This window comes from Blautia faecis (genome assembly GCF_027662325.1).
In the GTDB taxonomy this organism is placed as follows: Bacteria; Bacillota; Clostridia; order Lachnospirales; family Lachnospiraceae; genus Blautia_A; species Blautia_A faecis.
This window is the reverse complement of sequence record NZ_JAQDKY010000006.1, coordinates 102,353-113,313: the sequence shown is the minus strand read 5'-3', so window position 1 is coordinate 113,313 and position 10,961 is coordinate 102,353. Positions and strand designations below refer to the sequence as shown.

Sequence of the window (10,961 nt, the reverse complement as noted above, 5' to 3'; positions counted from 1 at the left end):
GCCCACAGATGAAGTTTTACATACAGCTGGACAGTAACTGGTTTACTCAGTGGGCAGGGTGGGAACTCGTGTTGGAAGTCCCCTCCTGGGCCCGCTGCGTGATAACCCCGGAAACCCGTTGAGCGTGTTTCCTGTAACTTAAAGGAGGAAATTGTAATGGAAATTGTAAGTAAGACAGAGGGCAGCAAGGTAACTATGGAGATCACAGGATGGCTTGACACCCAGACTGCACCGCAGCTGGAAAAGGAGCTGTCAGCACTTGATCCTGGTACAACCAGCCTGGTATTTGACTTTGCAAACCTGGAATATATCTCTTCTGCCGGACTTCGTCTGGTAATCGCCGCTTATAAGAAGATGGCAGGCAAGGAAGGCTTCAGGATTGTAAATGTTTCTGATGAAGTGTACGATGTTTTCAGCCTTACCGGATTTGATCAGAAGATTAATATTGAGAAGAAATAAAGGCTGAATTCGTGCATGGCGAAGCGCATTGCATGTCACAGGCAACATTCCGCGAGGTGCTTTTTGGACAAAAAGTTCACAGAAAACTCGAGAATTGCGGCGCGCAATCATGCTTTGCATGATTGCTGCGTATTGCTGTGAGCGAAGTGAACAGCAACCTGTCTGGAGCAGGCCTGGGGAATCTACAGTTGCTACCCGGTGCTTTTTATAGTAAGAAATGATAAAATTATATAGAATCAATATCAATACTCTTGAGGATCCCTTGCAGAATAAAAGCCTTTTGGAACAAGTTGGACCAGAGAGAAGAAAGAAGGTCATCCGGTATCTTCAGCCGGATGACCGAAAAAGGAGTCTGGGCGCAGGAATTATGATCCGGAAGATCCTGAATGGGAACGGACTTTCCGAAAGCAGCCTGAAATATTCCGAAAATGGGAAGCCTGTGGCGGATCATCTCCATTTTAATATCTCCCATGCCGGAGACTATGTGGTGGGAGTGGTGTCGGATGATGAAGTGGGATGCGACATTGAGCGGAATGTCAATGCGCCTCTGGAAATTGCGGAGCATTATTTCCATTCGACAGAGCGGGAATATATAGAAGCTGCTTCTGACCCGGGCAAAGCTTTTTTTACACTTTGGACCTTAAAGGAAAGTTATATGAAAATGACAGGCAGGGGGATGAGCCTTCCGCTTGATTCTTTCGAGATCATTCGAAAAGATCAGGGCTTTGTTCTGGGAAAATCACCGAAAAGACCAGGCTTTTTCAGGACAATGGAATTTGAGAATTATATTTTCTCAGTGTGCATGGAAAGTGATTTTTCTTTGCCGCCCAAGGGCTTTACAGAGCTTCTATGACTGGAGCGTGTTTTTTGCTGTTATCCGGCATGGATTGGAGCTTATTTTTAGTCAAAAATCCTTAAGAATTATATGCAAAAGACTTGACGGATATGTCTGCTGTGTGGTAAACTGTACAAGCGACATGGAAGTTAGGTCTTTTTTTTATGCCGAAAAACGGTGGCGGATACACCGAAAAGGCTGATTTAAGACCATGCAAATGAAAACACTGGAGGTGGAAGTTGTGCGCGTTAGGATTACATTAGCATGTACAGAGTGCAAGCAGCGTAACTACAATATGACCAAGGAGAAAAAGAACCATCCTGAGAGAATGGAAACCAAGAAATATTGTAAGTTCTGCCAGAGACACACAATGCACAAGGAAACAAAATAGTCACTTTAGATTGTGAGGTTAGGCTATGCAAGAAAAAGAAAAATCTGCAGGCAAGACCGCCAAGGCTAAGGAGCCGAAGAAATCCTGGTTCCAGGGGCTGAAGGCAGAGTTCAACAAAATTGTCTGGACAGACCGCGATACACTGATGAAACAGTCAGTTGTTGTTATTGTCATAACCGTAATTCTCGGTGCGATCATCAGTGTGATGGATGCAGGCATTCTGGAATGCATTAATCTTTTAATCAAATAAGGACAAAGGTGATTGTATGTCAGAAGCAAAATGGTACGTTGTCCATACCTATTCCGGTTATGAGAACAAGGTAAAGGCCAACATTGAGAAGACAATTGAAAACCGACATCTTGAGGATCAGATTCTGGAAGTACGGGTTCCTCTGGAAGACGTTGTGGAGATGCGTAATGGTGTTTCCAAGCAGGTCCAGAGAAAAATGTTCCCAAGCTATGTTCTTATCAACATGGTCATGAACGACGATACCTGGTATGTTGTCCGGAATACCCGTGGAGTGACTGGGTTTGTTGGTCCGGGATCCAAGCCTGTACCGCTCACAGAAGAGGAAATGAAGCCGCTGGGCATCAAAGATGAGACTGTCCGCGTTGACTTCGCTGAGGGCGATACCGTAGTAGTAACAGGCGGAGCCTGGAAAGAGACTACAGGTGTTGTGACTGCCATCAATCCGCAGAAACAGCTTGTAACGATCAATGTAGAGATGTTTGGACGCGAAACACCGGTTGTGATCAGTTTCGCAGAAGTTCAGAAAATGTAACAGACAAAGGTAACACAATATCGTGGGAGGGACATACCCCCGCCAATACCACATAGGAGGTGCCGAAAATGGCAAAGAAAGTAACAGGATATATCAAATTACAGATTCCCGCTGGTAAAGCAACTCCAGCACCACCTGTAGGTCCGGCTCTTGGACAGCACGGTGTAAATATCGTTCAGTTTACAAAAGAGTTCAATGCGAGAACAGCAGATCAGGATGGTATGATCATTCCTGTAGTAATCACTGTTTATGCAGATAGAAGTTTCAGCTTCATAACCAAAACTCCGCCGGCTGCAGTTCTTCTTAAGAAAGCTGCAAATATCAAATCCGGTTCCGGCGTACCGAACAAAACAAAAGTTGCTAAAGTTACAAAAGCTCAGGTTGAGGAGATCGCTCAGCTTAAGATGAAAGACTTAAATGCAGCATCCATCGAAGCAGCAGCAAGCATGATTGCTGGTACTGCAAGAAGTATGGGAATTGAAGTAGTTGATTAATCACAAATAGTAAGTGGGAGGGCTTTTCCCCGCAAATACCACAGGAGGTTATAGAAATGAAACGAGGAAAGAAATACGTGGAGGCTGCTAAGGCAGTTGACCGCGCAACATTATACGATACTAATGAAGCTATCAGCTTAGTTAAAAAAGCTGCTGTTGCCAAATTTGACGAGACTATCGAAGTTCATATCCGCACAGGCTGCGATGGACGTCATGCAGATCAGCAGATCCGTGGTGCAGTAGTTCTGCCACATGGTACAGGTAAAACTGTTCGCGTTCTTGTATTCGCTAAGGATGCAAAAGCTGAGGAAGCTAAGGCTGCAGGTGCTGATTTCGTTGGCGCTGAGGACCTTATTCCGAAGATCCAGAATGAGGGATGGCTTGACTTCGACGTTGTTGTAGCAACTCCGGATATGATGGGTGTTGTTGGACGTCTTGGTCGTGTACTTGGACCGAAAGGTTTAATGCCTAACCCGAAGGCTGGTACTGTAACTATGGATGTTACAAAGGCTATCAATGATATCAAAGCTGGTAAGATTGAGTATCGTCTTGACAAATCAAACATTATCCATGTGCCGATCGGTAAAGCTTCCTTTACTGAGGAGCAGTTAAGCGACAACTTCCAGACGCTGATTGGAGCTATTGTAAAGGCTAGACCTAGCACACTGAAAGGACAGTATTTAAAGAGCGTTGTTATTGCTCCGACAATGGGTCCTGGAGTGAAGATCAACCCGATCAAATTAGCTTAATAGATGAGAATGAAGAGCACTCACCGCGAGGTGGGTGCTTTTTGCGTTTCTGAATAAGGTACGCCAGTGCAGGGTGGAGTGCTGGGGGACTGGTGGCGGAACCTTGCAGGGTCTAAGGCGGCGGACGGTTGCTAAGGGCGCCAGTCAGTGCGGCAAACTCGCTCCTGCGGAGCTCAGACAGTGCCGCCCTGCCTGGCAACGCAACCGTCCGCCGCCTAAGTCCCTGCAAGAACCCGCCACGAAGCCCCCCAACACTCCACCCTGCACTGGCTGGTTGTTTAGGAGGGACGCGGGCGCTTCGCTGCGCTGGGAGCGGTGGGGTGGTGGGTGAGGTGCTGGAGGGGGGGAGAGATTCTTTTTTGGTGCTTTTACTCATTTGGTAGAGGGCGATCTTCTGCTTTCGTTTTCTTTCATTGGGTAGAGGAATCTTTTTTCCCTGCTTCACACATTTGGTAGAGAGGAATCTTCTTTCACCTGGGAGAGGGGATATCCTCTCTTTTTCTTTTTTGAGAAATTATAGGAAAATTAGAGAATGGTTTAGTAGGATGGGATGGTGTATAATGTAAGGACTAAATGAAAGGTGGTGCTTTGCAGTGGCGGAGTATAGAGATAGACGAAAGGAAGAGGGGCGCGTGAAGGCGGTGAGAAATGACCGGGGCGCTCTGATGAATGAGCGGAGCAGACGGGTTCAGATTGAGAGGAAGAAAAAACTTCGCAAAAAGAAGCAGAGACGGAGAGTACTGGTTAGTGCACTGGTGGAGGTTTTAATTCTGACGGTGTTAGCCATTGCATTTTGCTGGAATAGAGGGTTAGAGGCGAAGGTGTCGGGGCTGACAGGGTGGTTTGATGGACCGCCGGTAACGGGACTGGATATGTCGGGAGTGAATAGTTCAAATGTGGTATTGATGGATGTGAAGAGTGGGAAAGTGATTGGGGAGATGAATGGGGAGGAGAGGATTTATCCGGCTTCGATGACGAAGATTATGACGGCAATTGTGGCATTGGAAGCTTTTTCAGATTTGGACCGGGAGATTACGCTTAGTGAGGATATTTTTTATGCATTGGATGGGCAGGATGCGACGCAGGCGGGATTTCAGCCGGGGGAGAGTGTGAGGATCCGGGACCTTGTTTATGGAGTGATTTTGCCTTCGGGGGCAGAATGTTGTCTGGCGCTGGCAAATGAAGTTTCGGGGGCTGAGGCGGACTTTGTGGAGAAGATGAATGCTAAGGCGAAGTCTATTGGGATGAAGAACACCCATTTCGTGGATTGCACAGGGCTGCATGATCCGGAGCATTATAGTACGGCGTATGATATTGCACTGCTGCTTAAGTATGCGCTTCATAATGATACGTTCCGGGATGTGATCGAGAGTCATTTTTACTCTACGCCGGGGACAAATGTGCATCCGGATGGGATTACGTATTATAGTACCATGTTTAAGAATATGTCGGATACAAGCGTCACCGGTGGAGAGATCCTGGGTGGTAAAACCGGTTACACCTCCGAAGCCGGACATTGCCTGGCCAGCTTTGCTCAGATTTACGACAGGGAGTACATCCTGGTAACCGCCGGCGCCGCCGCAGACGCCACCGGGGTGCCGCACATCCTGGACGCGAAGACGATTTATAACCGACTGGGCAAAGCGGTGTCACAGAAGCAAAGTTAAAATACATATCATAAGAAAGGAGCCCCTGTAGGCTGTCAAAAATAGACAGCCTACAGGGGCCTTTTAAAAATTTAAAACAGGATTATTTTGCCATCTTTAAGATTGCTGCAATATCCTCCTTCGTCAGCGGCTGGAAAAATCCAACATGTCCATTTCTTCCGAAAACACATTTCTCAGCCATTTCCTCAATCTGGGTGTCGGTTGGGTGGATGCCTAGTTCGGTGAGGGTGGTTGGCATGCTTATGGAGTGACACCAGGTTTCCCAGGCGGTGATTGCTGCGAGGGCAGCGGTATCCGTGGATGTAAGTTCTGGATCAGTGATGATCGGCGAAGGTTTAATTGGCTGCTCTGGGGCATCCGAATTTGGAGTAATATTTGTGGAGCTTGAAATATTAATTCCGAAAACTTTTTTACCAAACTGTGCAAACCTTCCCGGATTTGTCTTATATACATATCTCGCCCAGCTTCCCCAGACAGCTGCAAGTCCGGCGCCGTGAGCCACATCAAACATACCGCCAAGCTCATGTTCAATCTTGTGTGTGGCAAAATCAGATATACGTCCGGCACCAGTCAGACCATTATGAGAAAGGCTTCCAGCCCACATAAGAGTAGCCCGGGCTTCATAGTTTTCAGGCTCCTTTACAGCAATCTGGGCTGCATCACGTACAGAAACCATCAGTCCCTCTGCGATTCGGTCAGTAAGGCTGGTGTCTGTGTCAGTTGGGGTAAAATAGCGCTCCATAGTATGCATCATGATATCAGCAGCGCCGCTGGCAGTCTGATAAGCCGGAAGGCTGTAGGTCAGCTCCGGGTTCATAATAGCAAATTTGGGGTGTGCGCAGTCATGTCCATAAGAACGCTTCATCATGCCATCTTCAATTGTAAGAACCATAGAAGAAGACATTTCAGAGCCTGCGGCTGCGATTGTAAGAATAACGCCGATGGGCAGGTTTTTATCTGTTTTTACACGTCCATAAAGCAGGTCTTCCATTTCAAAATCATTGGCAATTCCGTAACCGATTCCCTTAGCTGTATCAATTACGCTGCCTCCGCCAATGGGAAGAAGGAAGTCAACACCTTCTGCACGTCCAATGCGGATCCCCTCTTTTACCAGGGAAAGACGTGGATTAGGTACAACGCCGTTCAAATCCACGTAGGAAAGCCCGGCATCACTTAAACTCTTATGAACTCTGTCCAAAAGCCCGGAAGTTTCAATATGTCCGCCCTTTTTTCCATAAATGATCATAACCTTATGTCCGCCAAACGCTGCAACCTGTTTCCCAACCTCACTCTCACGCCCAGCTCCAAACAGAATCTTAGTAGGAGTGAAAAAATCAAAATTTATCATAAGAAAATTCCTCCGTTAAAATATACAACAGTAGATTTTTTATTCTGAGCCCATTATATAGTAGGATTTGAAAAATATCCATTACTTTTGCGAATTCGGTCATCTATGTTAAAGTCAAAATTATGATATTTGTATATTCTTATAAATGACTTGACAATATTACTGCTATATTGATAAACTAAATATATAAAAAATATACAACAAGGAGGCAAAAAATGTCAAAAGAAGACCTTGGAAAATTGATCGATAGTAAGAAATTTTCTAAAACGATGTATTGTTACGGAGATGACAAGCTTGGAAATTTTATTAAAGAAATATATTTTGATGGTATGAGAGAGGGATATAATTTAGCAAAATTTAGATTGGAGCTGCTTGATGGGATGCCATTTGATGCAGCTGATGAATATTGGGGTAATAATATGGAAAAAATTAGAAACATTTTGAATCTATGTAAACAGTATGATGAGATTGACAAACAAAAAAATGATTGACACCATATGTAACACCACATATAATGTGAATAGGAGATATAATAAATGTCAAAATGGGATAAACTGATAACACGTATATGCAATTTATCGAAAGACCTCCGATTTGACGAATTGCGGAAGGTATTGGAAAGTTATGGATATGAAATGAATGCACCGAGAAGTGGAAGCAGTCATTATACGTTTAGAAAACAAGGGTGCACGCCAATTACAATACCGAAGCATGAACCAATCAAGAAAGTGTATGTAGAGATAGTAAGACAGATTGTGGAAGGCGAGGTGAAAAATAATGAAGACGTTGAATGATTATATGGCAATGTCCTATCGTATGGAAATTGTGGAAGATAAAGACGAAGGCGGATTTGTAGTTTCTTATCCAGATTTACCTGGCTGCATTACTTGCGGAGAAACTTTAGAACGTGCAGTGGCAAATGCGGTGGATGCGAAAAAAGCCTGGCTTGAGGCTGCATTAGAAGATGGGATAGAAATTCATGAGCCAGACAGCTTGGAAGATTATTCGGGACAATTTAAGTTGAGAATACCTCGAAGCCTGCATAGATCATTGGCAGAACATTCTAAGAGAGAAGGAATCAGCATGAATCAGTATTGTGTATATCTTCTTTCCAGAAATGATGCAGTATTCTCTAAGTAAAAATTGTCGTAACTATTCAGAGATAGAGAACTCAAACAAATATATGTAACTGAAATAGAATAGTGAAAAAGGCATCCTCAAACGAATTTGTGTAAGGGTGCCTTTTGCCATTTTAGCTACACGATTCTCGTTTCAGCAGCTTCTTATAACTGCAATCCATCCCAATCGCCCCCAGCGGCGCAGTGATCAGAATTCCAAGTACGGCCACAGACAGTACGATCTGTCCGCAGGAGAGGCCCATGGCCATTGGGACGGAGCCGATGGCGGCCTGGACGGTTGCTTTGGGCAGGTAGGCGATGGAGCAGAACAGTTTTTCTTTTGCGGTCAGATTGGTTCCGACTACGCAGAGGGTGACGCCAAGAGTTCGGATCAGCAGGGCGGCGAAGATCATAGCCAGGGCTGCAGGACCTGCTTTCAAGGTATAGCGGATATCTACGGATGCACCCACAAGCACGAAAAGCAGGACTTCAGCAGCAAGCCACAGCTTTCCCAATTTCTGGGAAAGACGGGCGGAGACGGAAGGGGTACACTTCAGCTTTAAAACGCAAGCCATGCTTACCACAGCCAGAAGCCCGGAAATAGAAACTACCGGTTTCAGCCATGTCTCAATAGACATCAGTAGGAAAGATACGCCCATTACCACGATCACCTTCATACTGTTCCGCACCATATGGCTGTGTGCGTAAGCCGTCTCGAAAAATAGGGAAAGAAGATAACCAGCCACACTTCCAAGTGCAATACCCAGGATAATGGAAACCGGAATGTTGATAAAATCTTTCAAATGTGCGCTGCCGCCCTGTGCCATAGTAGAAAATGTGGAAAACAGCACGATCACATAAATATCATCACAGGAAGCGCCTGCCAGGATCATCTGGGGAATGCTTTTGGCTGTGCCGTATTTTTCATCCATCAACTGTACCATTCTTGGGACAACTACAGCCGGGGATACCGCACCCATTACAGCGCCCATCACAGCCGCTTCCAGTCTGGTAATTCCCAGAAAATACGGTGCCAGCAAAAAGTAAGCCAGGATTTCGAAAGTTGCAGGAATGCAGGCCATCATGATGGCAGGACGTCCCACTTTCTTCAGATCGGCAAGATTCAGGGAAAGTCCCGCTTTCAGCAGGATAATGATCAACGCGATCTGCCGCAGCTCCGATGAGATGGACAGAATCGACGGATCCAATACGTTCAGCACATAAGGTCCCAGTAAAATACCGGTGATCAACATACCGATAATACGCGGCAGTTTCAGTGCCTGGCAAATAGCAGCCAAGGAAAGTCCCACAAGAAAAATAAAAGCCAGAGATGTTAACATTGTTATAAATTCCTCCTTTTTACGCAGAAAAGCTGATGCTTCCTGCGACAATTGTTATCACAGAAGTCATCAGCTTAATAAGCGGTTCGGGATGATCCCGGGGAGACATTCATTCCCCTTTGTTTCTGGTGGTATAATAGCACATTATAAAAGTGGTGGCAAGAAGAAATTATAAATCAAATAACAACTTCGGCTGTGCACGTTACTGCTCACTCTGTGACCAGTAACCGCTCCGCGATGCAGAGAAATCATGCATTCACATGATTTCGCGCCGCAATTCTCGGGTTTTCTGTGAACTTTGTTCACGAAAAACGCCTCGCGGAATGTTACCAGTGAACAGTAACCTGTGCACAACAACGTGCTTTGTAACATGTAGAATCTAAGTTTTGTATCATTAGGCGTTGGGTGAAGAGAATTAAAACAACGTCTCTTCATTCTCCTCAAAAAGTTTATCATTAATTTCAAACAACTTAAGCCTATGAAGCAGTCCATAATAAATAATGGCATCTCTTTTTAATTTCGGATAAAGCTGTGCCATTCCACAAAGCTTCAGCAGCTCCTGGGTTTCGTCAACTGTCGCTTCAAGCCCATAACACAGGCACAGCAGACGATTCCGCGATGGATTACGGCGGCCTGCGAAAATCTGATGGAGATATATTTCGCTCATACCGGCCTGTTTGGCAAGCGCTGCTTTAGAGATATGTTTCTTCTCGAACAGACGGTTTAATAATTCTGCCACACTCTTATTTTCAAATTGCTCCTGGTTCTGGGACAGAAACTGGCTCAGATCCGGGGAATCCATAAGCTCCTGCTGTAAACCATCTGTATTTTTCTTTTTCATATTCGCGCCTTTACAATAATTTGTCAATAAGTTAAAATAATTTTAACAATACAATCAAATAAAACTATACTATAAAAAATTCTGAAAAACAATATGCAGTCAGCATAGTGGTTGCTGCCCTTTGGCAGTATTCCATAGCTGTGGGAGTGCCATTGGCGAGGAACATCTGATTTTCATAGTGTGCAGGTGATATGTCCATTTGGGGAATGATAGTTGGTGATAAGGAGAAAAATGGAAATTTATGACAGTCTTTTAGGCGCAGTTTGTGACGAATATGACAGGGTCACATTGATCAAAAAAAGCGAGCGGGGCGAAGTAACCTTGATACGCCACAGGGCAAGCGGAAACCGCTATATTTTCAGACATTTTTCCGGTAGCAGTGAAGTGTACCGGAAGCTTCTTACGGTATCCTGTCCCAATCTGCCCCAGATCATGGAGGTGGGGGAAAAGGAGGGAAAAACAGCTCTTCTGGAAGAATATGTGCAAGGTGATACGCTGGGGGAGATTTTACAGGGCGGACTTTTGACAGCGGCACAGGCAAAGCAGATCACCCGCCAGCTGTGCATGGCTTTGTGGGTGCTTCATTCCCTGGGAGTTGTACATAGAGATGTAAAGCCAGATAATGTGATCATACGTGGAACCGAAGCAGTTCTTATCGATTTTGATGCTTCCAGAATTTATAAAAATGAAAACAGAGAAGATACACAGATTCTTGGAACCACAGGCTTTGCAGCACCGGAACAGTATGGGCTCTCCCAGTCTGATGGGCGTGCGGATATTTATGCACTGGGAGTTCTGCTGAACATTATGCTGACTGGGGAACATCCCTCCAGGAAGCTTGCCAGCGGAAGAATGGGCAGGATCGTCCAGCGTTGTACCATGGTAAATCCGGAGAAAAGATACAAGAATATCCTTCATCTGATGGAGGTTTTGTAAA

Annotated in this window: 15 protein-coding genes and 1 riboswitch; of the genes, 12 read left to right on the top strand and 3 right to left on the bottom strand. The window is 45.2% G+C overall.

Annotated elements, in window-relative coordinates; translation table 11 throughout:
- The first annotated feature begins 156 nt into the window (after window positions 1-156).
- The 8 genes from PGQ38_RS05115 (at window position 157) to PGQ38_RS05080 (ending at window position 5,377) form a co-directional block, all read left to right on the top strand.
- The gene (locus tag PGQ38_RS05115; RefSeq protein WP_118577945.1) at window positions 157-459 is read left to right on the top strand and encodes an STAS domain-containing protein; all 303 of its coding nucleotides are present in this window, start codon (window positions 157-159) and stop codon (window positions 457-459) included.
- Between the two features lie 262 nt (window positions 460-721).
- Window positions 722-1,312 carry a 4'-phosphopantetheinyl transferase family protein gene (locus PGQ38_RS05110; RefSeq protein WP_270430955.1) on the top strand — a complete coding sequence of 197 codons (591 nt, stop codon included), beginning with the start codon at window positions 722-724 and terminating at the stop codon, window positions 1,310-1,312.
- 223 nt (window positions 1,313-1,535) lie between these two features.
- Complete coding sequence (gene rpmG / locus PGQ38_RS05105; RefSeq protein ID WP_117853039.1) at window positions 1,536-1,685, top strand: 50S ribosomal protein L33; 150 nt, start codon at window positions 1,536-1,538, stop codon at window positions 1,683-1,685.
- A 25-nt stretch (window positions 1,686-1,710) separates the two neighbouring features.
- Window positions 1,711-1,935, top strand: coding sequence for a preprotein translocase subunit SecE (gene secE, locus PGQ38_RS05100; RefSeq protein ID WP_148463503.1), 225 nt, complete (start codon window positions 1,711-1,713; stop codon window positions 1,933-1,935).
- Window positions 1,936-1,951: 16 nt separating this feature from the next.
- Window positions 1,952-2,467, top strand: a complete 516-nt coding sequence (gene nusG, locus PGQ38_RS05095; RefSeq protein ID WP_117852952.1) for a transcription termination/antitermination protein NusG — start codon at window positions 1,952-1,954, stop codon at window positions 2,465-2,467.
- Between the two features lie 68 nt (window positions 2,468-2,535).
- Complete coding sequence (gene rplK, locus PGQ38_RS05090) at window positions 2,536-2,961, top strand: 50S ribosomal protein L11 (RefSeq protein WP_117852954.1); 426 nt, start codon at window positions 2,536-2,538, stop codon at window positions 2,959-2,961.
- A 56-nt stretch (window positions 2,962-3,017) separates the two neighbouring features.
- Entirely contained in the window at window positions 3,018-3,710 is a 693-nt protein-coding gene (gene rplA, locus PGQ38_RS05085; protein WP_118577943.1) for a 50S ribosomal protein L1, read from the top strand.
- A 593-nt stretch (window positions 3,711-4,303) separates the two neighbouring features.
- Entirely contained in the window at window positions 4,304-5,377 is a 1,074-nt protein-coding gene (locus PGQ38_RS05080; protein ID WP_270430954.1) for a D-alanyl-D-alanine carboxypeptidase family protein, read from the top strand.
- 82 nt (window positions 5,378-5,459) lie between these two features.
- On the opposite strand, the gene PGQ38_RS05075 is transcribed toward PGQ38_RS05080, so the two are convergent.
- On the bottom strand, window positions 5,460-6,725 hold the full coding sequence (locus tag PGQ38_RS05075) for an iron-containing alcohol dehydrogenase (protein ID WP_270430953.1): 1,266 nt from the start codon (window positions 6,723-6,725) through the stop codon (window positions 5,460-5,462).
- Window positions 6,726-6,940: 215 nt separating this feature from the next.
- Here PGQ38_RS05075 and PGQ38_RS05070 point away from each other — a divergent pair, with 215 nt between their 5' ends.
- From PGQ38_RS05070 to PGQ38_RS05060, 3 genes are read left to right on the top strand one after another with little or no spacing between them, the layout of a single operon-like run.
- Window positions 6,941-7,216: a hypothetical protein gene (locus tag PGQ38_RS05070; protein WP_118577942.1), complete on the top strand. Its 276-nt coding sequence runs from the start codon at window positions 6,941-6,943 to the stop codon at window positions 7,214-7,216.
- Between the two features lie 45 nt (window positions 7,217-7,261).
- On the top strand, window positions 7,262-7,519 hold the full coding sequence (locus PGQ38_RS05065; RefSeq protein WP_204454905.1) for a type II toxin-antitoxin system HicA family toxin: 258 nt from the start codon (window positions 7,262-7,264) through the stop codon (window positions 7,517-7,519).
- Window positions 7,503-7,865: a type II toxin-antitoxin system HicB family antitoxin gene (locus PGQ38_RS05060; protein WP_195698984.1), complete on the top strand. Its 363-nt coding sequence runs from the start codon at window positions 7,503-7,505 to the stop codon at window positions 7,863-7,865. The genes PGQ38_RS05065 and PGQ38_RS05060 overlap by 17 nt, the downstream gene beginning before the upstream one ends.
- A gap of 112 nt (window positions 7,866-7,977) precedes the next feature.
- On the opposite strand, the gene PGQ38_RS05055 is transcribed toward PGQ38_RS05060, so the two are convergent.
- A complete protein-coding gene (locus tag PGQ38_RS05055; RefSeq protein ID WP_226854231.1) occupies window positions 7,978-9,183 on the bottom strand; it encodes a cation:proton antiporter in 1,206 nt (401 codons plus the stop codon).
- 53 nt (window positions 9,184-9,236) lie between these two features.
- A riboswitch (Fluoride riboswitch) is annotated at window positions 9,237-9,309 on the bottom strand.
- 289 nt (window positions 9,310-9,598) lie between these two features.
- Window positions 9,599-10,024: a helix-turn-helix domain-containing protein gene (locus PGQ38_RS05050; protein ID WP_148463803.1), complete on the bottom strand. Its 426-nt coding sequence runs from the start codon at window positions 10,022-10,024 to the stop codon at window positions 9,599-9,601.
- A gap of 231 nt (window positions 10,025-10,255) precedes the next feature.
- Here PGQ38_RS05050 and PGQ38_RS05045 point away from each other — a divergent pair, with 231 nt between their 5' ends.
- Window positions 10,256-10,960: a serine/threonine-protein kinase gene (locus PGQ38_RS05045; protein WP_148463804.1), complete on the top strand. Its 705-nt coding sequence runs from the start codon at window positions 10,256-10,258 to the stop codon at window positions 10,958-10,960.
- Window position 10,961 lies beyond the last annotated feature (1 nt).